We start from the raw sequence: 26,833 nt of genomic DNA on the forward strand, positions 1-26,833 counted from the left end.
ACCCTCTCCTTTATTCAATGGTGCCATGCTCCCATTTTCCTGCATTCAAGTCCTCGGCTATCTTCTTAAATGTATCATCCGTCAGACCGTAAAAGAAATAAAGAATAATTGCGGCCACACCCAGCGCCACACCAGGATACAGCGTCATGGCCGCTTTTATACCTGTAAGAGTAATTTCATTTTGCACAGCATTTGCTACATAGCCCGTAAGAACGAGAATGCCTGAACTAACAACCGCAGCAATAGCCTGTGCGATTTTACGGGAAAAATTGAAAGCAGCATAGGTAATACCCTCTTTGCGGATGCCATTATGCCATTCACTATAATCGATGACATCAGAAACAAAAGCCCACGTAACGCCGTTGGGAATGGCCAGTGCCACATAGCCAATCGTGACAAGAACAACAAAAGTATAAATATTAGTAGGAATGACAAAATTCAGAATATCCGCAGCACAACCGATGAGCAACCCGCCAATGGCTGTCCTTTTTTTGCCAAACAGCTTAACCAGCTTAGGAATCAGAAGGATTCCAACAACAGAACACCCCATCATAATGCCATTGACAATAGGCTGCAGTGCCATATTTCCCAGATTATACTGGCAGAAAAAAATCATCATCTGCATATTCGTATTCATAGCGGAAATCGTAAATAAGGTCATTAAAATAATGCATAGCAGTGGTTTATTGGTAAATACGATTTTAATATAGTCTGAAAATTTAGCTTTTTGTTCGGCCTGGGTATTTCGTTTGACCGGCACATGTTCATGACAGTTCAGATAGCAGATACCAAAACCGATAACGCCAATAACGGCCATCACGATCGAAGCGATAAAAAATCCATGATGGGGCGATGTGAACATCAGTACTACCGGAACAAAGGCGATACCCGTAATAAGCTGAGCACCGATAGAGCCGGCCTGCCGGGTCGTCGCCATTTGACTTCGTTCCTCTACGTCCCGGGTCATGACGCTGGCCAGGGACGCATAGGGAATGTTCGTAAACGAATAGACCAGTCCCCAAGCCATATAGATGCCATACGCAAAAAGTATTTTTCCAGTCATCGAAATTTCCGGCATCGTAAACGTAATAACGGTGAGAATTGCTAAAATGACACTGGAAATCATCATAACCGGCCGGAATTTACCGCGTCGGCCAATATTCTTCCGACTGTCGATGGCCGACCCGGCAATGGGATCCATAAAAGCATCAAAAATTTTAGTGAAAGCAAAAATACCTGCGACTGCCGCTGCCGGAATCATGCATACATCAATCCAGTACTTCGTCAAATATGCCTGCCCCAGGTCGAACATAAATCCGTTGCCGAAATCACCAAAGCCATAGCAAATTTTTTCGCGCCATGACAATTTCACATGACAGTTCTTGGCAGCTGCCGTCTCTTGTCCCGCCGGTACCGCCGCTTGTTGTCCATTCATCAAGGTCCCTCCTTACAAGGTAACACCGTTCTTGAAAATAGCCAATTCATGCTTGTCCAACGCTTCGGACTTAGCATGCGCTCTCCCCGACGCCACATCGAGGATATATCGGAAGAGACGGTCTGCCGCCGCTCCCTTTTCTTCGCCTTCTGCTATCGTTCCGGCGTTGAAATCAATCCAATTCCGTTTATAACCCGCCAAACGGCTGTTGCTCGCGATCTTGATTGTCGGCACCGGGCAGGCAAAGGGCGTTCCGCGCCCTGTCGTAAACAGCACCAGATTGGCGCCGGATGCGGCCAGCGCGTTAGCCGCCACCAGATCGTTGCCCGGCGCCTGCAGGAGATTCAGTCCTTTGGCCGTCGCTCTATCCCCATAGGCCAGGACGTCTTCCACTATCGCGCGTCCGCCTTTCTGTACACATCCCAGCGATTTATCCTCCAGTGTTGTGATCCCGCCTGCTTTATTGCCCGGTGATGGATTTTCGTTGATCTTTTCTCCGTAGCTCATGAAGTATTCTTTAAACTGATTAATGAGCGCGACGGTCTTACGGAACACCACTCCGTTCCGTGCCCGGTTCATCAGCAGCGTTTCCGCCCCGAACATTTCCGGCACTTCCGTCAGAATCGACGTTCCTCCGGCCGCAATCAGTCGGTTGGATATTTCCCCTACCAGCGGATTAGCCGTAATCCCGGACAAGCCGTCGGATCCGCCGCACTTCAAGCCGATTGTCAACAGGGACGTATCACAGGCCTGGCGTTTATATTGACTGGCATAACCGCAGAGGTCTTTGACGATCGCCGTCCCAGCGGCGATTTCGTCTTCCACATCCTGGCAGACCAGGAATTTCACCCGGTCCGGATCATAGTCCCCTATCACGTCCTTCATCAGCTCGATCTGGTTGTTTTCACACCCCAGTCCGAGCACCAGGACCGCTCCGGCATTGGGATTGTGGATCAGGCCGCTCAGCATCTTCTGCGTATACAGCTGGTCGTCGCCTAGCTGGGAGCAGCCATGGGGATGACTGTAGGCATAGATCCCATCAATATGCGCTGTCCGAAACGGCTGCGCCGCCGTTTCAATCGCCCGGGCAATACCATTGACGCAGCCTACGGTCGGTATAATCCAGACTTCATTGCGGATGCCCGCCGTGCCGTCTGGCCGCCGGTAGCCTTGGAATTCATAGCGGGGGCCGCCGGTCAGTTCGGCCCGTTCAACCTTTTGCGGTTCATAGGTATAATCCAGGATAGTTCCCAGCTTGCTTTGCACGTTGTGCGTATGCACCCAAGCACCGCAAGGGATATCATATTCAGCCGTCCCGATAGGGAAGCCATATTTGACGATATCTTTTCCCTGCGCAATATCCCGCAGCGCTATTTTATGCCCTGCCGGAATATCGTCACGGACCCGGATCGTCTGTCCCGCCGCCGTTACTGCGGTTCCTTTAGAAACCGCTTCTACTGCAACGGCCACATTATCGGTATCGTTAATTTGAAAGATTGTCATCATTTTCTCCTTACGCCTGCCGGCCTACTTCCCCAATATGCGCTTTAACCCCAATGGCCGCCATACGGTCCAGATGGGCAATAACCGCCGGCGCAAAGCCGGGAATCTGTGTCAGGTCTTCTCCCCAGAAGTCAATCCGGCCCATGAGGGACCGCACATAGTCCGCCGTCACCTGCCCGGCCGATTCTCGGAAGACCTGCAGCACCATGGCATCGTCATGAATTTCATAGGTGTTGCTGCCGCGCTGTCCCAGAAGACAGTGATCACCCGCTTCTTCTGTCCGATAGAAGGCCAGCAGGGCCGCCAGGGAATACGTCAGCCACTTCGGCAGCCGGCCTGTCGCCGCCAGACTATCCTTGAAGGCCGGCAGGATACGGGCCCGCCATTTAGATACGGAATTCAGGGAGATTGCCAGCAGAGCATGCTTGACAAAGGGATTTGCAAATCGTTCGTATACTGCCTGGGCAAACGCTTTTGCCTTTTCCTTCGGCAGGTGGACAGTCGGCACAATTTCTCCGAATACGGTTTGATCCAGCTGCCGCCGGATCACGCTGTCGGACATGCACTGGCCCACATAGTCCAGTCCCGAAAGATAGGCACCAAGGACCATGGCCGTATGCGCACCATTGAGAATTCGGACTTTTTGTTCCTTAAAGGCTTGCAGTCGATCCGTATATTCTACAGGAAACCCCTCCGAATTCACCGGGAACTGACTGGCCACAGACGGTTCCCCGATGACCCACAGGGCAAATGGTTCTGCCTTGACAAGCAGACGGTCCTCATAGCCCAGTTCCTCAAACAGAGCCGGCGCTTCCTTCTCCGGATAGCCCGTGACAATCCGATCTACGAGGGTATCGGCAAAAACACAAGCAGCGGTGAGCCATGCCGTAAAACCCGCCGGCAGCTGCCATGCTGCCGCATATTGCAGAACGCACTGCCGCAGCAGCTGCCCATTGTTATCATTCAGTTCCGTCGGCAGCATGATCAGGCCTTTGTCTGCCGCTCCGTCATAGAATCGATACCGTTCATATAAAAATTTCGTCAATTTTCCCGGAAAAGTCGAAGCCGGGCAATCTTCCAAGGCATCCGTGCCGTCAAAGGCAATGCCGGCCTCCGTCGTATTGGATATAACGAATTCCAGAGTCGCCATATGGGCCAGTGCCATAAAGTCTTGGTATTCTTCTTTGGCGCTGAGCACCGTTTCAATAGATGTAATGACCCTGTTTTCCGTATATACGCTGCCATTCCGCCGGCCGCGCAGGCATACGGTATACAGATTATTCTGCCTGGCAAAGCGGTCCGTTCTGCCGGCCCGGGGCAGGATGACGGCAATATTACCGTTAAAGTCGTTTTTTTCATTGGCCACATCAATGGCATAATCTGCAAAAGCCCGCAGAAAATTCCCTTCGCCGAACTGCAAAACCTTGACCGGCCGGGATATGTGCTGATACAAATCACTTACATTTTCCATTATGGTGTATCTCCTTATAGGTGGAACGATTATAATTTGAACTGAAAATACGCAGCTGCATTATAGTAACAAATATTTTCTACAAGACGCCCCAGCGTTTCCATGTCATCAGGATATTCACCATTTTCCACAAGACTGCCAATCCAATTGCAGAGAATGCGTCGGTAATATTCATGCCGGGCATAGGAAAGAAAGGACCGAGAATCGGTAAGCATGCCCAAAATATTTCCGAATACAGAAAAATTGGCAATGCTCGTCATTTGGTCAATCATCCCTTGCTTTGTATCGTTGAACCACCAAGGAGCCCCCTGCTGTATCTTGCCACAGGCTTCGGTTCCCTGGAACGACCCAATAACAGACCCGATCAGCGCATTATCCGAAGGCGTACCGGAATACAAAATTGTCTTAGGCAGAATATCCCGTTCATTTAAATGATCGAGGAATGCCACCAGACCTTTACCGCAATTCCCTTCAGCAATGCAGTCAAATCCGGTATCCGGGCCAAGTTTTTTAAACATTTTTGTATTGTTGTCACGCAATGTTGCATAGTGTATCTGCATTACCCAGCCTCGCTTGGAATATTCTCCGGCAAGATATGTCAAAACGGCAGTTTTATATATTTCTATTTCCTCTTGGGTGACAGCCTGTTCACTTAACCCCTTGGCAATAATAACATTGACAGCTTCTTCATCGGCTTCGCGGCAAAAAACATATTCCAGCGCATGATCCGTTGCGCGACAACCCATTTTTTCAAAAAAATCAATGCGTGTATTCATTGCCCGGCGAATATCTGCCATAGTTTTAATCGGCACACCGGCAGCATTGCTTAAGCGTTTCATATATGCGGCATAACCGATCTTATCAATATTCATCAATTTGTCCGGCCGCATAGCTGGATATACCTTGGCACTGCAGCTTTGTTCCTCCTGCAGCTTCTGATGCCATTTTAAATCGTCAGCCGGATCATCTGTCGTGCAAATCACACGGACATTAGATTTCCTGATAATTCCCTGTACTCCCATATCGCTCTCTTTTAATTTATCATTACAAATCTTAAAAATTTCTTTAGCCGTTTTTTCATTTAGAGGCGTCATAATGTTAAAATAACGCTGCAGCTCTAAATGACTCCAATGGTATAGCGGATTGCCAATCGATTTTGAAAGCGCTTTCGCATACTCTTCAAATTTTTCCCAATCCGTTGCGGTCTGTCCCGTCACCTTTTCTTCTGGTATACCATTGGCACGAATAAGGCGCCACTTATAGTGATCTCCGCCAAGCCAGACCTCCGAAATGCTTTTAAAATGGTGATCTTCTGCTATTTCCTGCGGAGAAATGTGACAATGATAATCTATAATAGGCATGTTTTCAGCATGGTCATGAAATAAACGGCGTGCTGTTTCCGTTTCCAGTAAGAAATCTCTATCCATAAATTTTTTCATAATATACTAACTCCTCTCCTATATATCCCGCTCATTTATTGTAAGCGCTTACATTTTTATTGACATAAATGTACCATTAAGATACATTTATGTCAATATTATATGCTATTTCTGTATCGTTTTTTGTAAATCACGGCTTATCTATACCTTTTTCTCATTTTAAAGTATGTGAAAAAATAATCAAATTAGTTTTTTTTACGTATTTCTATGCGATACAAGAATAATCTTTTTATTTTACATACTAAAAGATTAAATACCTACCAACCTATGCCTTGTTCAAAAAAATATGATATAATAAGTGAAAAATAAACAAAAAACATCCTATTGAGGACTGATATTCCATGAATATAACTATTTATGATATTGCGCAGCAATGCAATGTCTCTATTGCCACGGTTTCACGAGTCCTGAACGGCAGCAGCCGGGTCAGCGAAAAAACAAGGGCCTTCATTCTCCAAACAATGAAGGATATGGGATATAAGCCCAATCCTTTTGCCCGGGGGCTGGGACTGGATTCCATGAAAATCATCGGGGTCATTTGCACGGACGTGGCGGATATTTTCTACGCGCATGCCGTATCCTTGCTCGAAGACGGCCTGCGCCAGCATCATTTTGACGTCATGCTGTCCAACACAGGAACAGATACGGGGCGGAACAGCAAATATATCACAGATTTGACGGCCAAACACGTTGATGCCATCATTACGATCGGTACCCCTTTTTCTTCTGAAGCTGATATCCGCCAGCTGCAAAAAGTGGCCGAAACAATCCCCGTCATTACGATCAACAGCGACTATCATCAACCTAACATGTATAGCGTCGTCTGCAATGAAAAAGAGGGCATGCGTTCTGCCGTCCATGCGCTGGCAAAAAAGGGGTGCCAATCTGTCTTATATTTGTATGACGCCCTGACCTATAGCGGACGGCACAAGTTAGACGGCTTTCGTGAAGGCATCCGTGAGCTGAAGCTGGATGCTTCCGCCAAACTAATCCAGCAAATCCCGCGGACCCTGGCGGCTGCCGAAGCTATTATTGACAGGCTGATTGCCGCCGACGTCCATTTTGAGGCAATTCTTACGTCGGAGGACGTCTTGGCAGTCGGGGCCCAGCGGGCAGCCTTGCGGCACGGTCATGTCCTTCCTGTAATCGGCTGCAATAACTCGATTTTAGCCCAGTGTGCTACTCCTACGTTGTCCAGCCTGGACAACAAGCTGGCTAATCTTTGCGCCGCTGCCGTCAATCTGATCATTCAACTCACAGAAACCGACGGCGCCGCCGTTCCTGTACGAACGGAATTCAATGCCGAATTGGTAGAACGGGAAAGCTTTCAAAGCCGCCCATGATGGCGGCAGAAAGTCTGTCAGAATAAAAACAGCACTATACCGTTAAATTTAAAATACTAACGGTATAGTGCTGTTTTTAATTTAGATGAAAGCTTTCTATGTAACGTAAAATGATCGAAACGATTATCTGGCCGCCGCAACAGATGCTATAAATTTTTTAGCTGCCGCCGTAATTTCCTCTGCCGTTTTACCGCCGCCAGTAAGCGCTCCACCGGCACCGACGGCTATGCAGCCAGCTTTAATCCATTCACCGGCATTTTCAGCATTGACTCCTCCGGTCGGCATAAGCGGCGCCTGCGGAATAGGCCCGTGAATCGCCTTGACCGCTTTCATACCTAGAATTTCTCCCGGGAAAATTTTGATAACATCGGCCCCGGATTCCAGTGCGGCTAATACACCATTCAAAGTTGTTGTCCCCGGCATGACGGCAATGCGATAACGGTTACATAATTTGACCGTTTCCAAATCAAAAGCTGGTGACACAACAAATTGTGCTCCGCTCAAGATAGCAATACGGGCTGTTACGGCATCTAAAACAGTTCCTGCCCCAATTAATACATCGGAATTGCCGGCATATTTTTTTGATAATTCCGCAATAACTTCATGGGCCCGAGGCGTCGTGAAGGCTAGTTCAATGGCCGTCACGCCCCCCCGAATGCATGCATCGGACATAGCAATCGCTTCTGCAGCATCCTTCCCACGAATGACCGCGACGACGCCAATATCTTGAATTTTTTTGACTACATCAATCTTATCCATGTGTAACTATCCCTCCATTACAAATTTCTCTTTTCAGCACATCTTGTTTATAATAGTACGACCTATTCTCATCTTTGTCCATGCTGTTCCTTGTTATTTTAAAATGTTTTCATAATATTATAAAACAAATGAGTATAATGCTAGACGCACTATACTCATTAAAAAATCATACACTACATTGCATCATCCAATGCATTGAGATCGCGTCCAGTCGTATCCTCAGAAAAATACGCACCGAAAAAGCTTGCTAACGAGAATACTATAATCATAATAGCTAAAGGCCACCAACTGCCTACAGTTGCCGCAACTAATGCTGCTGCAATGATAGGACCAAAACCAGTAGCTACTAATCCGGCAATTTCTTTTGCCAAAGAAACTAATGTAACACGGCGCCTAGCCCCGAATAATTCGGCCATGGTAACATTTTCCAATGCAAATAATCCCTGAACACCAATATTTAATCCAATGACCATGGCAATCGTTAATACAATAGGATTTTTTGTTTCAAAAAGAAACATCATCGGAATTGCATAAATAGCTGTCGCCAAAGATAATATCATATACATTTTACGTCTGCCAATACGATCCCCAAGATAGCCTACAATTGGAATTGTAAAAAAAGAAACAATGGAAGAAATAATGTTGGCTTCTGTTGCTACTGTTTTTTGCATGGCCAATACAGTAACAATAAATCCTGCAAAATATGTCTGCATCAAACCGCTGTTACCTGCTTGCCCAAATCGAAGTGCCAAAGCAATAAGGAAACTTTTTTTGCCTGTTTTATTAGGTCTATCACTAATTTCACCTGCAAGTTGTTTTTGCCGTTCTTCTTCCAATAATTTTTTCTTAGCCGCCATAACCGGGCTTTCTTTAACAAACATTCGAATCAAAACAGCCGCAATCATGACAACAAAGGATGCATAAAATGGAATCCTCCAACCCCAATCTAGGACAGCCTGTTTGTCAAGATTCATTAAAATAATTGTCCAAATAAGATTGGCAACCAATGTACCTGAGGATGTGCCTAAACAAACTAAACTTCCTATCAAACCACGGTTTTTCTTTTCACAGAATTCAGTTACCATAACTCCGGCGCCACTAATTTCGGCCCCAGCACCCAGTCCTTGAATAATACGCAAAACAACTAATCCTATAGGTGCTAAAATACCAACTTCTTGATACGTAGGTAAAAAGCCAATTAAAGTCGACGCAAGACCCATTAACGTAATGGTAACAAATAAAACGGTCCGACGACCCAATTTATCCCCAATATGACCAAAAATAAAAGCACCAATCAATCGAGCTACATATCCAGCACCATATGTTCCCATTGCCATGATAAGCCCCATAGCCGGACTTGATTCTGGAAAAAATATTTCTGAAAATACAATCGCTGCTGCTAAAGAATATAATTGGAAGTCCATAAACTCCATTGCTGTACCCAGCCACCCACTCGCTGCAACTTTAACCAATTCTTTTGTTTCAATCTGATAAGAGTTTCCCTGGCTCATTCTTGATACACCGCCTTCTCTTGAAAAAATAAGACACTAGAAAGTAAGAATAATTTTTAAAACCTTATCTAGATTTTCATCATTGTATTTAAAGGCTTTATCCGCATCTGTAAAATGAAATGTATTGGTCACAATTTCTTTAGGTTGGACTTTCCCTTCCTTGAACCAGTGAATAACCTCTGGAAAACGGTAATTATTTAATCGAGTACCAATAATTTCTAATTCCTTACTCATGATATCAACCTGGCGGATCGGAAATTCAACAGTAGAAAAACCTAATACAACAATACGACCAGCCTGACTTGGTAATTTTTGAATACATGTCTGGAGAATTTTAACATTTCCGGTTGCTTCGTAAATGAGATTAAAACCTTCGCCATTCGTAAACCGTTCCATAGCATCAACAATATCGGTTGTCTTTCCATTGACAACCAGGTCTGCTCCCATTTGTTTTGCTTTTTCAAGGCGACTTTCAACAATATCTAATATTGCAACCTTAGCCCCTTTCATTTTCGCCACTTGGAGAATAATTAAGCCAATAGGGCCTGCTCCGCAAATAAGCACCGTATCTTCACTCGTCAAGCGTCCTCGATGAGCAACCTGGGCCCCAATAGAGTACGGTTCAATCGTAGCTGCAATTTCCCAAGGAATATCTTTTGAAATCTGATTAAGCTGATCCTGATCAACTGCCACATATTCCTGATATCCTCCATCACGATGAACACCCATAACATTTACGCTTTGACAAACGTTATGATGACCAATTTTACATGCATAGCAATGACCACAAGAAACAACAGGATCAACAGCAATATGATCTCCTACAATCGCATTTTTTACATTAGCACCCACTTTAACAACTTCACCAACAAATTCGTGTCCTACAACACGCGGATATGTAGCAAACGCGTTTTTTCCATGATAAATGCCAACATCAGAACCACAAATTCCTGCTGCTTTAACTTTTAAAAGTACCTGATTAGCAGTAATTTCGGGGATTTCACGTTCTACAACACTAATTTTTTCCGGTTCTTCAACAATAACAGCTTTCATTATAAATCCCTCCTAATTAGTCGTTTATATATTTCACTAACGTATTCCGAACCGCATGTGGCCCTGCAATCAATTCTTTAAAATATTCCTCGATTTTTCCGCCCAAGCCGGCTTTATACAAGTCACTGCCGAAAATATCTTTGTTGGAAAGAATCGATTTCAATTTTCCATCTGCGGAAGCCGGATTACCCAGCATCACACCCTGAAGCGCAGCTTGTACATTTTCAAGCAGCGGATCAGAACTTGGCTCAAAGGTCTGCCCTTCATCGTCAACAGCCAGCAAATACCGGCACCAGCCCGCAATGGCCAGCGGAATATATTTCAAATCGGAAGCTTTATCGCCATACGCTTTGATCGTTTCGCCAAAGCGTATGCCAACCTTTTGCGAGGTATCGGTTGCAATACGCTGCGGGGTATCGGGAAGGTTGCCATTGGTAAGGCGTTCTTCCAATACTTCCTTGATAAAATCTTGTGGATTCAGCACACCCGGATTGGTAACGACAGGTAACCCTTCTTGGTACCCGATTTTTTCGATAAGGCCTTTAAGCTGAGGATCCTTCATTTCATCAGCAATCAGTGTATATCCTAAAAGGCAGCCATATACGGCAAGAGCTGTATGCAGCGGATTGAGGCAGGTGCAAACTTTCATGCGTTCGACTTTATCAACCGTCGTGCGATCTGTAAAAATGACGCCTGTTTTTTCCAGAGCAGGGCGACCATTAGGAAAGGTATCTTCTATAACTAGATATTGGGCGTTTTCCGCATTAACAAATGCAGCATATGTTCCTTTGTGGGTATGAATCAGTTCTGTATCGCCAAAGCCCAAATCAGCCAGATATTGCTGCACCTTCGCAGAGGAACGCGGTGTAATTTTATCGATCATGCTCCACGGAAAGGTCACTTTATTTTTGTCATTTACATAATTGGCAAAACCCTGTTCAACTACGCCGTTTGCGACCCATTGTTCTGCAAAGGTCAGTATCGCCGCTTTGATTTTATCACCGTTATGAGAGCAGTTATCTAGACTCAGGAAAGCAAATGGATACGCGCCAGCTTTATACCGGGCATAGGCAAGCGCCGCAATGCAGCCCATAGAGCTCTTGGCCTGTTCGGGTCCATTTTTCAGGTCTTCTACCACTGCAGGGAAATACGTACCCGCATAATCCGTCAATTTATAGCCCTTTTCCGTGATGGTAAAACTAGCTATCTGGAGTGACGGTGCGGTAAATATTTCCTTCAGGCGTTGCCAATCTTCTGCAAAGTCCGGGCGGCATACTACAGATTCCATAACCGACCCAATGACCTCTTTATCAAAACGACCATTCGCATACATGGTTACTGCCAGGCTCAAATTATCAAAAGGACGGTATACTTTTTCAATCACTTCTTCATCATACGTTTCCGCGGTAATGATGCCCGTTTTCGCAACTCCGGTATTGAGCAGGTGCTGTTGCAGCGCAGCAATAAACGCGCGAAAAATATTACCGCCGCCAAAATGAATCCACTGCGGTGTTTTGCGAGTTGCTGAGGCAACAGCATCCGCGTCAAACTGATATAACATCATATCCTTATCTTCCCATACAGCCTTATCCCGTATCAAACTCTGACGATTTAAATGCAACATAATATACAGCTCCTCCTTTATGTGTATAAATTAATCTATTTTTGACCGCAAGAACGATTGATTGCATCCCACAAGCCACAAATATAATTGGCTCCCAATGCCCGGTCAAATAATCCATATCCCGGACGGCCCACTTCATTCCAGATCATGCGTCCATGATCCGGACGGATAGGCCCATCAAAGTTGATATCATATGCAGCTTTAACTATTTCATACATGTCTAGATTGCCAATCAAAGATTTATGTGCTACTTCATTAAATACCCATGGTTCATGTACCTGAATATTACGGATGTGCAGGAAATTGACTCGCCCCATGCGACCGAATTTTCGGATAATATGGGGAATATCATTCTGACGATTAGATCCCAGAGATCCCGTGCAAATAGTAAAGCCATTGCTTTCACTATCTACCATAGACGCGATTTTATCCAGGTCATCTTCATTTTTTACGATACGCGGCAGGCCAAATACAGAAATAGGAGGATCATCAGGATGAATTGCCATTTTGATACCTACCTCTTCAGCTACCGGAATGATTGCTTTCAAAAAATATTCTAAGTTTTTACGCAGTCCATCTTCATCCATGCCTTTATATTGTTCAAAAAGATGAGCCAATTCCTTAAGCCGTTCCGGTTCCCAACCAGGTAATACAAAGCCATTACTGTTGCTGAGAATGTCTTGTGCCATATCCTGCGGTGTTTTTCCGGCAATTAAATGATAATCATACGCCAATACGGTAGAACCATCATAGAGCGGCCTTGCTAATTCCGTGCGGGTCCAGTCGAAAACCGGCATAAAATTGTAGCATACCATCTTGATACCGGCCTTAGACGCATTGCGTAATGATATGATGTAATTTTCAATGTATTGATCACGGCTCGGCAGACCTAATTTGATATCTTCATGAATATTGATGCTTTCCAAATCCTTAAAAACAAGATTATTTTCTTCGGCCATTTTTTTGATATGCAAAAGCGGTTCCACCGGCCATACTTCACCTACAGGAATATCAAACAGCGCTCCAACGATTCCATCCATACCTGGAATTTGATCAATTTGCTGCAATGTAATTTTGTCATCCTTTTCTCCGTACCAGCGGAATGTCATTCTCATACTCATGGGTAAATCCTCCTCCTAATTATAAATTAATCATAAACTTAATTATTATTTTTGTTTTTTTCTTTACCTTTTTTCGCTTATATACTACCATACTAGAATCCCGTTTGCAATATAATAGTAATCTTCTTGTTTAATAGTTATAGTATGCGGTGTAAGTATTACTTTAAGAAATACCAAAAGGGACTGTACCAAAATAAGGAATACTCCTTATTTTGGTACAGTCCCTTTTGGTATTTTTCAGTCGATTCTATCAGTAATATTACAAAATCACATTTTTTTGATTTCCGGCCAGATACGTATTTATATTGTCAAAAACAATTACCGCTCGTTTTTCCATTGACTCCTTCGTAGCAAAGGCCACATGCGGCGTTACAATTGTATTTTTTGCCCGAAGTAACGGATGACTCATATCCAGCGGCGGTTCTTTTTCAAATACGTCAATACCGGCACCGGCAATCTTACCGCTGTTCAAAGCATCTGCCAACGCCTGTGAATCGACGACAGGTCCGCGGGCTTCATTGATCAGAAACGCAGTCGGTTTCATATACGAAAGCGTTTCAGCATTGATAAGCCCTCGTGATTCATTCGTCACAGGACAATGGAGAGAGACAATGTCTGATTGCTCCATCAATTCCTTCATAGGAAGATATTTGATCAGCTCTGTATCTTCTTTATAAGAAAAACCATTATAAGCCACTACGCTTGCGCCAAAAGCATGAACGAGCTCAGCTACGCGGTATCCGATTGCGCCAGTACCAATCAACCCGACGGTTTTACCTGCTAATTCTGAACCGATAAATCCGGCTTTCGTTCCACCAGTACGGCAAGCCTTGTCAATCTGCGGCACGTAGCGAAGCAGACCAAGAATCATTGCAATGGTTAATTCTGCTACCGCAACAGTAGAATAGCCCGAAGCATTGCTAACCTTGATACCCTTTGCCCTGGCCGCATCGAGGGCAACATGATCTACGCCAGTAAAAGCAACATCGATATATTTCAATTTCGGGCAGGCATTGATGACTTCTGCTTTAAGCGGCATATTAGCAATAATAAGAATATCGGCATCCTTGGCTTCTTCGATTTGTACATCCAGATTGTCGCTGCGTTCGTAAGCCGCAAATTCATACCCTTTTTCCCGCAACAGTTTTACATATGATGCCAACAGATTATCATGAATTCCCAACGATTCCAACAATACAATTTTCATCTCAAAATCCCCTTTCAGCATAGAAAACGTCTGATTCCATTATACGCATATTCAAGAAATTTGTAAGCTATAATTTCCGAAAAAACATACGGAACACCTCCATATGCTGAATGCGTATCGCTAATTTCTTATAACTTTTTCAATCGTAATCCCGTCACATCAAGAAGATCCTGCATTGAAGAAGCTCCCACTTTTTTAGCCGCTGCGCCTACAATAACAGCACAGGCTCGCGCATCGTCCAGGGCTTGATGATGATGAAATTGAAACCCCAAAAATCCGGCTACTGTATCTAATTTATGATTGCAAAGATCCGGCCACACCTTACGGGAAATTTCTACTGTGCAAGCATAGGACACATCCGGCGTTTTTAACTGATAGGTTTTTAAAAGACTGCGCAGAACTCGTGTATCAAATACCGCATAGTGAGCCACAATAATTCTTCCTGCAATGCGTGGTCGAATTTCTTCCCACAGAACATCAAAATGCGGCTTTTGCTCCACCTGCTCCGGCGTAATGCCATGGATCCGGATATTATCGGGAGAAAATACCATAAAGGGAGGCTTAATAAGAGTGTATGCTTCGTCCGTACAAATATCATCGTGCATAGTAACAGCCGCCAAAGAGCAGGCGCTGTTGGCATATTTATTGGCGGTTTCAAAATCAATAGCGGTAAAATCAAGCATGGCAATTATCCTTTCTTGTAACCCTTACATCATACGTATATATTATACCATAGACACTGCCTTCTCTGTATGAAAACAAAAAAAAGGTTGCTCCATAAGGACACATCATAGATAATAGAGATAGCATAATCAGGAGGTTATTTATGAAAAAAATCACCAAACGGCAGCTTGACATTGGGTCTTATGTCATTTCCTATGAATTGGAACGAAAAGCCGTAAAAAATATTAATCTGCGAATTCGCAGCAATGAAACGATTTACGTATCAGCCAATCCTCATATTCCACAAAACCGCATTGACGCTTTTCTAATAGATCAAAGAAATTTTATCCTGCGTTCCCTAAAACAAATCCGTCACTATGGCCAGGCCCATCGTCAATGCGTGCTTGTCGATGGTTCCGCACTCTGTATTGCCGGCAAAACAGTTACCTTAGCAGTTTTTCCTGGCAAACCAAGCCGTATGTGGATTAAAAATGATATATTGTACATGACAGCACCTGCTGATGACAGTACCAGCGGACTGCGCTTATACCGCCGTTTTCTTGCTGCCGAAGCAGCAATACTCTTTCCGCAGAGCTTGCAGCGTATGCACAGACTCATTGCTCCATATGGAGTATCTATGCCGGCATTTCATCAGCGCATTATGAAATCCCGTTGGGGCTCCTGTATGCCATATAAACAGAGTCTGACATTAAACACATATTTAGCCGTTATGCCAGAGACCTGCATTGATCAAGTAGTCCTCCACGAGCTTTGCCATCTTATTCATCCAAATCATTCCACTTCGTTTTATGCACTTTTAACACATCTTATGCCGGATTGGAAAACACGCCGGCAGTCCATGGAGCACTACATCTCTTATTGCATTTAAATATACAACGGCTCCGAAGGTACATGCGAGTATCTCGGAGCCGTTTTTGTCCATAATATAGGAATTCTTTCATTATTTCGGTTCGATATGAATAGTCGGGTCACACGGACCATACTGATGATGCAGGGAAATTTCCACGGCATCAGAAATAGCGTGAGCCTGATATACTGGCAGTTTTCTATCCACTTCCAGATGAAAATCCATGACCGTCGTTTCGCCAACGATACGTGTACGCAGATGATGATATCCCATCACGCCGGGATTATCCAGAATAATTCGCCCAATGCGCCGTTCTTCAATTTCACTTAAAGACGCGTCCGTCAATTCATCATAACTCTGGCGGCACATTTTATAGCCCACACGAAGAATCCCGCCGGCAACCATACAGGCAATCATCGGATCAACCCATGTCCAGCCCGTAATCTGAATCAGTGCAACGCCGGTCATGACCGCCGCGGAAGTCCATACGTCAGCACGCAGGTGCATGCCATCTGCCTTCAAGGCTTCCGATTTGGTTTGTTTGCCGACACTGTACAAGCGCTGGGATACGACAGCGTTAATCAGACTGGAAACGGCCATGATACCGATTGCCAGATAGAGATTCTCCTGCGGCTCCTGCGGCGTCAAAAATTTACTGATAGCCTCATAAAAAATTAAGAAAGCCGCAACAATAATAAGCAATGATTCGAATGCCGCCGATACATTTTCTACCTTGCCATGCCCGTAATCATGATCGGCATCCGGCGGTGCTGCAGCCTTTTTTACTGCAAGGCATGCGATAACCGAGGCCAACAAATCCACCCCGGAGTGAATCCCTTCAGATATAATACTGACTGTTCCGGTAGAAATCCCAACCGCCAGCTTGCCGGCAACCAGAAGGCCGTTGCTGATAACAGATAACCGTGCCGTACGATGTTTTAGTTGATTTTCATTCTGTGACATACTTATCGCTCCTTATATCATATTGAAATGATTGAACTTTCCACGATAAAACCACAGGACATGGCGTTACAGCAAGAAACTATAACAAAAAAATAACCTGTGGAACCGTAGTATATATGAGTCCCACAAGTTATTCTAACCTGTTGCTTGCGCCCGGCTGAAAATCAGCCTGTTCATTACCTATATATTATCATTTATATTCTCACTTGTAAATATATTGAGAATATAAATAAGTCATGCTATTTATTCGTACTTGTAGTATAAAAAAACTACAGCTCGCCTGTCGGCCTTTTTTCCAACAGCACCGGCTTTCCTTTCTGAAAGGTGAGTACAAAAACATTCTTTATCGCATCATGATTAGTATCCAGGCTTATTTTACCCGTTACTCCCTCAAAATCAATAGTTTTTCCTAATTCTACCGCAACACTTCGAGGATCACCGGACTTACTTCTTTTGATAGCTTCGGCAGTCATCATAAGAGAATCATATCCCAAAGCTGCATAGCTATCCGGCCATTCTCCATATTTTCCGTAATATGCTTCTGCAAATTCCTCCGATAATTTTTCTTTTGTGTCATTGGCGTAATGATCTGTATAAAATAGGTTCGTCAAATATGACGAATCAATTTCTCTGGCCATTCGAACACCATTCCAGCCATCCGGGCCAAGAATAGGCTGAGATATGCCGCTTTTACGAGCCTGAAGAATAAACTTCATGGCCCATTGATCATAAAAAGGAGCATATATCACGTCACAAGCAACAGACCGCACTTCAGCCAAAGCCGCTGTCATATCAGTGTCATCATTTTCAATCCCGATAAATAGCGGTACCGTTCCACTATCTGCCAAAAATCCCCGTTTAAAAAATTCTGCTAATCCGCCTGAATAGACGTTGTTTTTGTGATATATCACCGCTGCCGTCCGAGCCCGCAAATGACTAATCGCATAGTCCGCCATGGCACGTCCTTGATAAGAATCAATAAAAGTAGCCCGAAACATATATTTATATACCTCTCGGCTTTTCGCATCTACAGTAATATCCGGATGCGTACCTGCCGGGCTGATAACGGGAATTTTCACAGCCTGCGCATCGGGAATGACCGCCATGGCACATTCTGTCAGATTGGGACCGATAATCGCCGTCACTCTACGCATGGCAAGCTGCCTCATAGCCGCTGCCGCATCCTCTGCATTACCGTGATTATCCACGGAAACAAGTTCAACACGTTTTCCCAATAAGCCGCCCTGTTCATTAATACGGTCTTTGGCAAGCTCAATGCCCTGTTCCGTCGATTCACCGTAAGACATCCCCGTGCCACTAAGACCTAAATTAACGCCAATGACAACGGTATCACCTTGCCGTACCGTACCGCAGCCTGCAATCACGGCAGCGCACACAATAATGGCCAGCGCGCCGCCCACATATCGTTTAAATGTACCCATCATAGAACCCCTGCCCTTCTCCCTGTCTGGGAAGGCAAAAAAGCAGAGGGAACCGCCCCTTGCGGAACAAAATCCCTCTGTACTTTTATGGCAAGAACAATAACGGATTGGTCGGCGTACCATTGACGCGAACTTCATAATGCACATGCGGACCCGTACTATTGCCGGTACTGCCAGCTAAAGAAATAATATCCCCCGTCTGCACTTCCTGTCCCGGAACAACCAAGAGTATAGAGTTATGACCATATCGCGTAGTAAATCCATTGCCATGATCAATTTCAACAAGATTGCCGTATCCATCGACCCAGCCTGCAATGGTAACCTTACCGGCAGCCGTAGCACGTACCGGCGTACCATAATCCACAGCAATATCAACACCAGAATGAAAACCGACACCACTGCCGGTAGGATTATTCCGATACCCAAAATTAGAGGTAATCGGTCCATTGACCGGCCATATAGATGGCGTGGTTGATGACTGGTACTGTTTCGAAATCTGCTGCATCATCCGGACTTGCTGCCCTGCCGTATCACCCAAAACAGTTTTCAAAGTAATAAAACTAATAATACGGGCATTTGTTCTCGTTTCCAACCGGGAGGTGGCCAAAAGCAGATCATTGTAACCAGCTTCAGAAACATCCGGTGATTTCTTTTGCTTTCCTGCTACGCCACCTTCACCTTTTGGGCTGTCACCTGTTCCCGAGCCTTTCACCATTTGGCGAAGCTCCTGGTCCAGTGCATCCATTTTATCCATTTTTTCTTGTAGGGAAGTAGTCTTTTCCCGCATGATTTCCAGTTGTTGCGCATGCAGTTCTTCCCGTTGACGGGCCTGTTGAAGCGAAACATACTGATATACACCAACTGCCAGCGCGGCTACAATGAGTACCGCTCCAGCGATGGCAATCCACACCGCTTTACGGTACTGCTGCGGCGTAATCACTACAGGCTCCGCTCCGGCAGTCGATTTAATAAACGGTATCTTTTCCAGGCTTTTTATTTTTTTTCTGTATAAAGAGACTACCTGTTGTATTTTTTCCTGAATATCCAAACTATCCCTTCCTTACGACAATCCGCTGCTCTTATGTATTCATGGGCGCTCCCCTGCAACACTTACTCTTTTTGGACCGCCTGGATATCTCCCTGATAGATCAGTGCATTTTCTAAACTTTCCTTTTCCTCTTCACTCATGCCATACAGACACTTACCGTCAACAATCGGCTTAGCAAAAATGCGTGATTCATTTCGTCCATATACACTGGACAAACAAAATCCGTCATTTTTCCCATCAAGAACGGTAAAGGCAAAACTGAGGTTGTTTCCTATATTATCAAACGCATTATATTTCACAAAACCAATTTTGCGAAAGCAGTGATTCTGTACAGAAAGAATATCCTTCTGTGTATTGTGAATCATATCTAAAGCTCCTTGCAAACCGCGAAGTTCCGCTACATCTTCGCGCAGCTTACTTTCGATACTTTTACCCGTTTCATCCTGCATAAAAAAAACATATTTTTCATCCAGATTTTTCACCCTGCGGTTTAATATAATGATGTAAACGAGCAGAAGAATCAGAATGAGCCCGACAATTCCCGCTGCGGCCTCAAATACTATAGGCATATCTAATCCGTAAAGCATGTCTTTCCTCCTGCCAATTCTGAAATAGTATGTATATCAATCGTTATATTCTTGTCAAAACCCGCTGGCACAGCTTACACATGAAAGGAGGAAACAGACGGGGAAGGCGTATTCTCCGGTTCGTCCGTAAGCATGGCCAGCAGTCGTTCAAATTCTTCTTCCGACGTAAAGGAAATTTCAATCCTGCCCTTCTTTTTATTCCGGCCTAATCGAATCGATACACTGGTACCCAGATACATTTTCATTTTATCCTGTACAGACTCCAAATACACATCCGCAGCCGGCTGTCCGGTAGTTGGACTTCCCTCCATAAGCTGCTTGACAAGGCGTTCTGCCTGGCGCGCCGATAAGCCTTGCTGTATGATCCGCTCGGCAGCCTGCAGCTGCCGGTCCTTTGATGGCAGCTGCAGGAGCGGACGCACTTGTCCCATAGTGAGAATTCCCTCGGAAATGTACTGCTGAATTTCCAAAGGCAGCTGCAGAAGCCGGATCATATTGGCCACATGAGGCCGGCTTTTACCGACCTTTTCCGCAACTTGTTCCTGCGTCATATCAAAATCCCTGACAAGCATATCATATGCCGCCGCTTCCTCTATAGCATCCAAATCTTCCCTCTGAAGGTTTTCAATCAATGTAATCTCAGCAGCCGCATCAGGTTCATAGGTCTGTACAATAGCGGGGATCACCGTGAGTCCGCACAGCTTGGCAGCACGCAGGCGCCGTTCCCCCGCAATCAACTCATATGTGCCGTCCTTTTGCTTCTGCACAACAACAGGCTGTATCAGACCGACTTGCCGGATAGATGCGGCCAGCGCCTGCAGGGCTTCTTCATCAAAAATCTTCCGGGGCTGTTTGGGATTTGGCACAATAGCCGTTACCGCAATTTCAGCCACAACCTGCTGCCGCATCCCGCCTTCTTCAATATGACTCTCTTTCAGTCCCAGTGCCTCCAAACGTCTGCCCAAGGGACGATTTGTGCCGAGTCCTGTTTTCTTAGCCGACACGGCCAATCACCTCTCTCGCCAGTTTTTTATAGACCTCTGTCCCCTTTGAATGAGGATCATATACTGTAATCGGTTCACCGTGACTGGGCGCTTCTCCCAGACGTACATTACGGGGAATAATAGTATGAAAAACCTGTCCGCTAAAATACTTTTTGACTTCTTCCGTTACCTGAATTGACAAATTAGTTCTGCCATCATACATTGTCATTAAAAGTCCCAGAAGGCGCAGCTTATCATTCAGATTAGTCCGTACCATTTCAACAGTCTGCATCAGTTGTGCCAGCCCCTCCAGTGCGTAAAACTCACACTGCACGGGAATGAGTACAGAGTCAGCTGCTGCCAGTGCATTAATCGTCAACAGTCCCAGCGAAGGCGGGCAGTCGATGACTATATAATCATAGGGCTTTTTCATTTCCCCCAGGTGCTGCTCCAGAGCTGCTTTCAAAACATATTCCCTGCGGTCCATGTTTACTAATTCTACGGCTGCGCCGGCCACATCCATTGTCGCCGGAACGACAAACAGTTTTTTAACCGCTGTATGCTGTACTACGGCATCCATAGGAACCTGTTCAATCAGGCAGTCATACAAATTTTTTTTCAGGCTTTCCTTATCGATCCCTATACCGCTCGTGGCATTGCCCTGCGGGTCCAGATCGACAAGCAGTGTCCGTTTTCCCTTGTCAGCAAGACATGCACTCAAATTTACAGTCGTCGTCGTCTTTCCGACCCCGCCTTTTTGGTTCGTTACGGCAATGATATGTGCCAACACATCCACCTCATTTCATTATAATTTATTTTAAGTCTATGTTATAGTATAGCATAGTCAGTAGCACCTAGCCAGTATAAAACACAAAGTCAACCTGGTAAATATAGATTCAGTTGCGATGCATCATATGATATAATAAGAAGCATATTTATCCATACAGAAAGGAAGTCTTACTATGCCATTACTAGATATTGATTTACAAGAAATCAATCCCGTTGCCGTAAAAGAATATGCCGAACAACGCGGCGGTACCAACATAGACCAAGAGCAAATTGCCGACGCTTGTCAGATAGTGCGTCAGCAGGCCCATCCTCAGGGAATATTTCATCAATGCTTTTATGACAGCACCTCTCACTCTGTTCTCTGCGATACGCCATTTACCATTAAAGGGCATCAGATTTGTACCCATCTGGAAGCAGCAAGTATCGTTCTCGTTATGGCTGTTACGCTGGGTACGGCGATTGAAGAGAAAATAGACAAGCTTTTTCTGGCAAAAGAATTTGCGGCAGGCTTGACCCTTGATTCGGCAGCCGCTGTTGCCACACAACAGATAGCGGATGATCTGACGCAGCATATCAACAACGTATCCAAGACCAAAGGGTATACAGTCACATGGCGTTTTAGTCCGGGATCCGGAGACTGGCCTGCAGGACAGCAAAAAGATCTGGCCAGGGCCGTCCATGCTGAAAAGATAGGCATTTCTTTTTCTCACAGCGGCATGCTGGTACCACGAAAATCTATCCTTGCCCTGCTGGGACTGCAATATACGGGAACCGGTTGTTCAGATGGAGCCTGCGCCTGCTGCACTATGGCCGGTCATTGCAGCGGGGAAGAATAACGTTTACGCACAAACTACAACCAGAATGTACTATATACCATAACAGATATGCGACGGGCAGGCCTTGTGAAAAAGGCCTGCCCGTCGCATATCTGTTATGGTGAGATTATAGTGAAAATCTAAAATATCTTAAAAAATGTGTTTCAGAATGATCGTCTGCTTCCGATTCGGACCGACAGATACAATTCCAAGAGGTACGCCTACAAGTTCACTGATGCGTTCCACATACTGCCGGGCCGCTTCAGGCAATTCCTCATAGGTCCGGCAAGCAGAAACAGGCGTTTTCCAGCCTGGCATTTCTTCATATACCGGTTCTGCCGCTTCCAGAATTTTCAAGCTTGCCGGATATTCCTGCAGCATTTCGCCCTTATACTTATAGCCGGTACATATCTTAATCACATCAAGATCATCGAGAATATCAAGACGAGTAATTGCCAGATAGTCCAAACTATTCAGCATAGCCGCATATTTGACGACTGCCGTATCCAGCCAGCCACAACGGCGGGGCCGTCCTGTAACTGTACCAAATTCATGGCCTGTATTACGGAGATATTCACCAACCGCATTGTCCTGTTCTGCCGGAAATGGACCGGCACCCACCCGCGTCGTATACGCTTTCACAACACCAACGATATTCTGCATTCTGCGAGGCCCTACGCCAGATCCCGTGCAGGCACCTCCTGCCGTCGGATTGGAGCTGGTAACAAACGGATATGTGCCGTGATCAATATCCAGCATCGTAGCCTGCGCCCCCTCAAACAAAACCTTCTTGCCTTCTGTTACATATACATTGGCCGAATAGTCGGTATCCTTGACATACGGACGCAATTTTTCAGCATATCCAAGATATTCCTGCAATACGGCATCATAATCCAGCCCTTGGCAGCCATAATATTTTTCAAAAAGGCGATTCTTCAAATCAATGTTCATGCGCAGCTTTTCCTCAAAGATGCCGGCATCCATGAGATCGCCAATGCGAATACCGACACGATTAATCTTATCGGCATAGCATGGGCCGATACCGTTCTTAGTCGTACCAATTTTAGCGTCTCCCTTGAGCTTTTCATCTTCCTCATCAATGCGGACATGATAGGGCATGATAACATGAGCACGCGTAGAAATTTCCAGCTTGCTAATTTTGACACCTTGGGATCTCATATTTTCAATTTCCTGCAGAAAGACTTGCGGGCTGATAACGACACCGCTGCCAATAATGCAGATCTTATCAGAAAATAAGATTCCAGACGGCAAAAGACGAAGCCCGAAGGCCTTATCATCTACGACAACAGTATGACCAGCATTGTTGCCGCCCTGCGAGCGAATGACAACATCGGCCTTCTGTGCCAAATAATCTACGATTTTACCTTTACCTTCATCACCCCATTGGGTGCCTATTACCATTGCTGTAGCCATTGATTCAACATCCCTTCATTAGCTTCAATTTAACAAACACTTACATTATACACGAAAACTATCTGAATTCCTATCTATATAGAAAAAAACATATAAAAAGTGAATGCAATTTTCTCATAAAAACTCTTTTTTTGTTAATTTTTCTCTGATAATGCTTCTTTTCTTTGATTTCTGCAGACTGATTTTCCATGCGCCTTCTACTGCAGCTCATTATCATGACAAATCATTAGCTTTTTATGTTGTTTTAGTCTATAATGATAGAAATAAAACTTAAAATCATTTCAAATTACCAAGGAGAGATCATTCATGCTATTTGATACATGTCATATCGGCGGCATCAACGCGGCCTGTCCCATCGTCCGCTCAGCAACGTTTGAAGGAATGGCCGATGAAAATGGCCGCCCAGCTGAGCGGTTGGCAAAAACATATGAAACCCTCGCTGACGGCGGCGCAGGAATTATCATTACCGGCATGATGGCTGTCAGTCCTCTGGAACCGTATCAGCACAGACAAGTTCGCATTGACACAGACAATTGCATTGCCCCGTTAGCCCGTATGGTACAGCGTGTTCATTCTCATGGCGGCAAAATCATCGCACAGCTCGTGGTTATGGGTTCCTCCATCATGCTGCCAGAAGGAAAAAACCGCATTATCGTGAGTCCCAGCGGGGTTACAGAAGAGCTCGGTAAAATAATCCAGGAATCACAGGCACTTACTAAAGAACAAATCAGCTCGCTTGTCGATTCGGCGGCTAGTGCTGCCCGTCGGGCCAGAGAGGCTGGATTTGATGGTGTCCAGTTTCATGGCGCGCATGGGTATCTTGCCAGCAAATTTTTATCTCCTTATTTTAATCATCGTACTGATGAATACGGTGGCATATTAGCGAACAGAGCTCGTTTTTTATTGGAATGCATTCATCTTATTCGTAAAACCGTTGGTCCCGATTATCCTGTCTGGGTAAAAATAAATTGTGCCGATTTCATGAAAGAAGGCAGTATGACGTTTGCAGACAGCCTGCAGGTCATGCAATGGCTGTCTGAAGAAAAAGTCAGTGCAATTGAAGTGAGCGGCGGCAACATGTCTTCTCTGCCGCGGCAAGGGCCCATTCGAGCCATCCGCCGTACGAAAGAGCCCATGTATTTCGCAAAATATGCCGCGCAGGCCGCATCCCTGCTGAAAGGAAAAACAGATGTCGGCGTCGTCGGCGGCTTCCGTAATATACAGGATATCGAGCAGTGCTTAGATACGACAGACCTGGCTTTTATCTCTATGTGCCGCCCTTTTCTGCGACAGCCTGATTTACCTCTTTTATGGAAAACCGGCAGCACAGACCCTGCGCTGTGCATTTCCTGTTCCCGCTGCTTTGGTGCTCAGGATGTGGATTGTATTTTTCATAAAAAAGAAATCAGCTGATGCTATTTATAATATATAATGAATGATAAAAAGATTATAAAAATCAAAGAATTTTGACTTTTCCCCATAAAATAAATTAAAATACAGATATAGTAGAATTTGCTGAAAAGGAGTCCCTGCCGTGATGGTCCTGGTTCTTTGCCTTACAATCATCTTCATGGTCATTATTACCCTGATTTGCAGTCCCTTGTTCTATGAAACAACACTGTATATCGGGTCTCCTTGTTCTTTCCGCAGCACAATTCACTGGTTTGGCCGTTTTTTTTATTATGACTGGACCTATACGTATGGAAAGCAGCCTCACAGCAGTTCTCGTTTGGGATGGAAAAAACGGGAAATGCAGGCACCCTCCATTCAGCTAAAAACAGCGCCGGAACAATCTTTCAAAACAGAAGATATTCTGAAAGACCTGGAAAGAGAAGACACCGGGTTATCCTATAAGGATATTAAAGATGCTGCTCCCCGCCATTCCAAACAGAGCGATTCTCACTTTTTTTGGTGGAAACCGTTGATTACCAGTCAGACATTTATTACGGCCTTTTGCATTTTTCTTGGCAGACTCCTTTATCATTCACGAATTCGCCGTCTTTCGCTGGAGGGTACGCTGGGGCTTTCCCGTCCTCATGAAACAGGAATACTGGCAGGTGCGCTTTATGCGATTATTCCTGCAAACATACGCACTCTTCATTTTAATTTTATAGAAGAGCGATATGACTGTACCTTTCATGCAGCCGGCCATATTTATCCTGCCGCGCTGATTTTCTATACAGCTGCCTTTTTATTATCTTCGCCGGTTCGTTGTATCTTACTGCAGTGGCATAAAACAAGAAAGGAAGAGGACCATGGATAATACATATATCAAAAATAATCTGGAAACTATTTTTGAAAATTTCAAAGAAATGATTAAAGTTGAAACCGTCGTCGGTGAAGCAGTTCATATTGGCGATGCCATATTAGTACCGTTTGTAGATGTAACCTTCGGTTTTGGCTCTGGTGGTTTAAATGGCAGGGAGGAAACGGGCCGGCAAAGCGCTGGTGGTGGCGGCGGCGCCAAGATGGAACCTTCAGCCATTTTAGTCATCAAAGGAGACCGAGTAGAAATGTTCTCTATCAAAAAAGACGGTTATCAAGCTTCCTCCTTTGAAAAGCTTATTGCCATGGCACCTGAAATCATTGAAAAAATGAAAAAAGATAAGTATATTTATATTAAAGACGATGAGGAAGACTCTGCCAATACAACTACACCACACAAATAATATTAATTATCAGATGCTCCAATCATCAATATCTTTGCCATTTTTGTTACAATATTGTTACAACAGTTGTGTTTTTCTTTTAATTTTGATATAATACGTAAAAGTA

At 44.9% G+C, this 26,833-nt stretch carries 24 protein-coding genes; 6 read left to right on the top strand and 18 right to left on the bottom strand.

Annotated features, from left to right (window positions below; all coding sequences use genetic code 11):
* Positions 1-10 precede the first annotated feature (10 nt).
* The 4 genes from AB840_RS01065 to uxaC are packed head-to-tail and all read right to left on the bottom strand — an operon-like array spanning position 11 to position 5,848.
* Positions 11-1,435, bottom strand: a complete 1,425-nt coding sequence (locus AB840_RS01065; RefSeq protein WP_048512968.1) for a glycoside-pentoside-hexuronide (GPH):cation symporter — start codon at positions 1,433-1,435, stop codon at positions 11-13.
* A gap of 12 nt (positions 1,436-1,447) precedes the next feature.
* A complete protein-coding gene (locus AB840_RS01070; protein WP_048512969.1) occupies positions 1,448-2,941 on the bottom strand; it encodes a UxaA family hydrolase in 1,494 nt (497 codons plus the stop codon).
* Positions 2,942-2,948: 7 nt separating this feature from the next.
* Positions 2,949-4,409 carry a tagaturonate reductase gene (locus AB840_RS01075; protein WP_048512970.1) on the bottom strand — a complete coding sequence of 487 codons (1,461 nt, stop codon included), beginning with the start codon at positions 4,407-4,409 and terminating at the stop codon, positions 2,949-2,951.
* A 29-nt stretch (positions 4,410-4,438) separates the two neighbouring features.
* Positions 4,439-5,848, bottom strand: coding sequence for a glucuronate isomerase (gene uxaC, locus AB840_RS01080; protein WP_048512971.1), 1,410 nt, complete (start codon positions 5,846-5,848; stop codon positions 4,439-4,441).
* A gap of 341 nt (positions 5,849-6,189) precedes the next feature.
* Here uxaC and AB840_RS01085 point away from each other — a divergent pair, with 341 nt between their 5' ends.
* Positions 6,190-7,191 carry a LacI family DNA-binding transcriptional regulator gene (locus AB840_RS01085; protein ID WP_048512972.1) on the top strand — a complete coding sequence of 334 codons (1,002 nt, stop codon included), beginning with the start codon at positions 6,190-6,192 and terminating at the stop codon, positions 7,189-7,191.
* A gap of 123 nt (positions 7,192-7,314) precedes the next feature.
* On the opposite strand, the gene AB840_RS01090 is transcribed toward AB840_RS01085, so the two are convergent.
* The 7 genes from AB840_RS01090 to AB840_RS01120 form a co-directional block, all read right to left on the bottom strand.
* On the bottom strand, positions 7,315-7,950 hold the full coding sequence (locus AB840_RS01090; RefSeq protein ID WP_048512973.1) for a bifunctional 2-keto-4-hydroxyglutarate aldolase/2-keto-3-deoxy-6-phosphogluconate aldolase: 636 nt from the start codon (positions 7,948-7,950) through the stop codon (positions 7,315-7,317).
* Between the two features lie 173 nt (positions 7,951-8,123).
* Positions 8,124-9,461, bottom strand: a complete 1,338-nt coding sequence (locus tag AB840_RS01095; RefSeq protein WP_048512974.1) for an MFS transporter — start codon at positions 9,459-9,461, stop codon at positions 8,124-8,126.
* Between the two features lie 36 nt (positions 9,462-9,497).
* On the bottom strand, positions 9,498-10,514 hold the full coding sequence (locus tag AB840_RS01100) for a zinc-binding alcohol dehydrogenase family protein (protein ID WP_048512975.1): 1,017 nt from the start codon (positions 10,512-10,514) through the stop codon (positions 9,498-9,500).
* Positions 10,515-10,530: 16 nt separating this feature from the next.
* Positions 10,531-12,138 carry a mannitol dehydrogenase family protein gene (locus tag AB840_RS01105; protein WP_048512976.1) on the bottom strand — a complete coding sequence of 536 codons (1,608 nt, stop codon included), beginning with the start codon at positions 12,136-12,138 and terminating at the stop codon, positions 10,531-10,533.
* A gap of 35 nt (positions 12,139-12,173) precedes the next feature.
* A complete protein-coding gene (uxuA, locus tag AB840_RS01110) occupies positions 12,174-13,259 on the bottom strand; it encodes a mannonate dehydratase (RefSeq protein ID WP_234984856.1) in 1,086 nt (361 codons plus the stop codon).
* Positions 13,260-13,518: 259 nt separating this feature from the next.
* On the bottom strand, positions 13,519-14,466 hold the full coding sequence (locus AB840_RS01115) for a 2-hydroxyacid dehydrogenase (RefSeq protein WP_048512977.1): 948 nt from the start codon (positions 14,464-14,466) through the stop codon (positions 13,519-13,521).
* A gap of 128 nt (positions 14,467-14,594) precedes the next feature.
* On the bottom strand, positions 14,595-15,149 hold the full coding sequence (locus AB840_RS01120; protein ID WP_048512978.1) for a 3'-5' exonuclease: 555 nt from the start codon (positions 15,147-15,149) through the stop codon (positions 14,595-14,597).
* 143 nt (positions 15,150-15,292) lie between these two features.
* On the opposite strand from AB840_RS01120, the gene AB840_RS01125 reads away from it, so the two are divergent.
* A complete protein-coding gene (locus AB840_RS01125; protein WP_020311238.1) occupies positions 15,293-16,018 on the top strand; it encodes a M48 family metallopeptidase in 726 nt (241 codons plus the stop codon).
* Positions 16,019-16,090: 72 nt separating this feature from the next.
* On the opposite strand, the gene AB840_RS01130 is transcribed toward AB840_RS01125, so the two are convergent.
* From AB840_RS01130 to AB840_RS01155, 6 genes are all read right to left on the bottom strand, one after another.
* Positions 16,091-16,960, bottom strand: coding sequence for a cation diffusion facilitator family transporter (locus tag AB840_RS01130; RefSeq protein WP_048512979.1), 870 nt, complete (start codon positions 16,958-16,960; stop codon positions 16,091-16,093).
* A 269-nt stretch (positions 16,961-17,229) separates the two neighbouring features.
* Positions 17,230-18,405: an ABC transporter substrate-binding protein gene (locus AB840_RS01135; protein ID WP_072061706.1), complete on the bottom strand. Its 1,176-nt coding sequence runs from the start codon at positions 18,403-18,405 to the stop codon at positions 17,230-17,232.
* A gap of 82 nt (positions 18,406-18,487) precedes the next feature.
* Positions 18,488-19,450 (bottom strand): M23 family metallopeptidase, encoded by a 963-nt coding sequence (locus AB840_RS01140; protein WP_053078120.1) that lies wholly within the window; start codon positions 19,448-19,450, stop codon positions 18,488-18,490.
* Positions 19,451-19,512: 62 nt separating this feature from the next.
* Positions 19,513-20,037, bottom strand: coding sequence for a DUF4446 family protein (locus AB840_RS01145; RefSeq protein ID WP_048512980.1), 525 nt, complete (start codon positions 20,035-20,037; stop codon positions 19,513-19,515).
* A 74-nt stretch (positions 20,038-20,111) separates the two neighbouring features.
* Positions 20,112-21,041 (bottom strand): ParB/RepB/Spo0J family partition protein, encoded by a 930-nt coding sequence (locus AB840_RS01150; RefSeq protein WP_048512981.1) that lies wholly within the window; start codon positions 21,039-21,041, stop codon positions 20,112-20,114.
* On the bottom strand, positions 21,031-21,807 hold the full coding sequence (locus AB840_RS01155; protein WP_048512982.1) for a ParA family protein: 777 nt from the start codon (positions 21,805-21,807) through the stop codon (positions 21,031-21,033). Before AB840_RS01155 ends, AB840_RS01150 begins: the two co-directional genes overlap by 11 nt.
* 175 nt (positions 21,808-21,982) lie before the next feature.
* Here AB840_RS01155 and AB840_RS01160 point away from each other — a divergent pair, with 175 nt between their 5' ends.
* Positions 21,983-22,645 carry a hypothetical protein gene (locus tag AB840_RS01160; protein WP_048512983.1) on the top strand — a complete coding sequence of 221 codons (663 nt, stop codon included), beginning with the start codon at positions 21,983-21,985 and terminating at the stop codon, positions 22,643-22,645.
* Between the two features lie 129 nt (positions 22,646-22,774).
* Here AB840_RS01160 and AB840_RS01165 read toward each other — a convergent pair whose 3' ends face one another.
* Positions 22,775-24,058 (bottom strand): adenylosuccinate synthase, encoded by a 1,284-nt coding sequence (locus AB840_RS01165; protein WP_048512984.1) that lies wholly within the window; start codon positions 24,056-24,058, stop codon positions 22,775-22,777.
* A 306-nt stretch (positions 24,059-24,364) separates the two neighbouring features.
* Here AB840_RS01165 and AB840_RS01170 point away from each other — a divergent pair, with 306 nt between their 5' ends.
* From AB840_RS01170 to AB840_RS01180, 3 genes are all read left to right on the top strand, one after another.
* A complete protein-coding gene (locus tag AB840_RS01170; protein WP_048512985.1) occupies positions 24,365-25,471 on the top strand; it encodes an NADH:flavin oxidoreductase in 1,107 nt (368 codons plus the stop codon).
* Positions 25,472-25,592: 121 nt separating this feature from the next.
* Positions 25,593-26,321, top strand: coding sequence for a hypothetical protein (locus tag AB840_RS01175; protein WP_143742710.1), 729 nt, complete (start codon positions 25,593-25,595; stop codon positions 26,319-26,321).
* A complete protein-coding gene (locus tag AB840_RS01180; protein WP_048512987.1) occupies positions 26,314-26,727 on the top strand; it encodes a GerW family sporulation protein in 414 nt (137 codons plus the stop codon). Before AB840_RS01175 ends, AB840_RS01180 begins: the two co-directional genes overlap by 8 nt.
* Positions 26,728-26,833 lie beyond the last annotated feature (106 nt).

It is taken from the genome of Megasphaera cerevisiae DSM 20462, from assembly GCF_001045675.1.
Classification (GTDB): domain Bacteria; phylum Bacillota; class Negativicutes; order Veillonellales; family Megasphaeraceae; genus Megasphaera; species Megasphaera cerevisiae.

Excerpts from the sequence above, each read along its gene's own strand:
- AB840_RS01075 (WP_048512970.1), bottom strand. The coding sequence starts at position 4,409 with ATGGAAAATGTAAGTGATTTGTATCAGCACATATCCCGGCCGGTCAAG.
- AB840_RS01105 (WP_048512976.1), bottom strand. The coding sequence starts at position 12,138 with ATGTTGCATTTAAATCGTCAGAGTTTGATACGGGATAAGGCTGTATGG.
- AB840_RS01100 (WP_048512975.1), bottom strand. The coding sequence starts at position 10,514 with ATGAAAGCTGTTATTGTTGAAGAACCGGAAAAAATTAGTGTTGTAGAA.
- AB840_RS01180 (WP_048512987.1), top strand. The coding sequence starts at position 26,314 with ATGGATAATACATATATCAAAAATAATCTGGAAACTATTTTTGAAAAT.
- AB840_RS01135 (WP_072061706.1), bottom strand. The coding sequence starts at position 18,405 with ATGATGGGTACATTTAAACGATATGTGGGCGGCGCGCTGGCCATTATT.
- AB840_RS01165 (WP_048512984.1), bottom strand. The coding sequence starts at position 24,058 with ATGGCTACAGCAATGGTAATAGGCACCCAATGGGGTGATGAAGGTAAA.
- AB840_RS01070 (WP_048512969.1), bottom strand. The coding sequence starts at position 2,941 with ATGATGACAATCTTTCAAATTAACGATACCGATAATGTGGCCGTTGCA.
- AB840_RS01160 (WP_048512983.1), top strand. The coding sequence starts at position 21,983 with ATGCCATTACTAGATATTGATTTACAAGAAATCAATCCCGTTGCCGTA.
- AB840_RS01120 (WP_048512978.1), bottom strand. The coding sequence starts at position 15,149 with ATGCTTGATTTTACCGCTATTGATTTTGAAACCGCCAATAAATATGCC.
- AB840_RS01115 (WP_048512977.1), bottom strand. The coding sequence starts at position 14,466 with ATGAAAATTGTATTGTTGGAATCGTTGGGAATTCATGATAATCTGTTG.
- AB840_RS01130 (WP_048512979.1), bottom strand. The coding sequence starts at position 16,960 with ATGTCACAGAATGAAAATCAACTAAAACATCGTACGGCACGGTTATCT.
- AB840_RS01085 (WP_048512972.1), top strand. The coding sequence starts at position 6,190 with ATGAATATAACTATTTATGATATTGCGCAGCAATGCAATGTCTCTATT.
- uxuA (WP_234984856.1), bottom strand. The coding sequence starts at position 13,259 with ATGAGTATGAGAATGACATTCCGCTGGTACGGAGAAAAGGATGACAAA.
- AB840_RS01095 (WP_048512974.1), bottom strand. The coding sequence starts at position 9,461 with ATGAGCCAGGGAAACTCTTATCAGATTGAAACAAAAGAATTGGTTAAA.
- AB840_RS01145 (WP_048512980.1), bottom strand. The coding sequence starts at position 20,037 with ATGCTTTACGGATTAGATATGCCTATAGTATTTGAGGCCGCAGCGGGA.
- uxaC (WP_048512971.1), bottom strand. The coding sequence starts at position 5,848 with ATGAAAAAATTTATGGATAGAGATTTCTTACTGGAAACGGAAACAGCA.
- AB840_RS01125 (WP_020311238.1), top strand. The coding sequence starts at position 15,293 with ATGAAAAAAATCACCAAACGGCAGCTTGACATTGGGTCTTATGTCATT.
- AB840_RS01170 (WP_048512985.1), top strand. The coding sequence starts at position 24,365 with ATGCTATTTGATACATGTCATATCGGCGGCATCAACGCGGCCTGTCCC.
- AB840_RS01090 (WP_048512973.1), bottom strand. The coding sequence starts at position 7,950 with ATGGATAAGATTGATGTAGTCAAAAAAATTCAAGATATTGGCGTCGTC.
- AB840_RS01065 (WP_048512968.1), bottom strand. The coding sequence starts at position 1,435 with ATGAATGGACAACAAGCGGCGGTACCGGCGGGACAAGAGACGGCAGCT.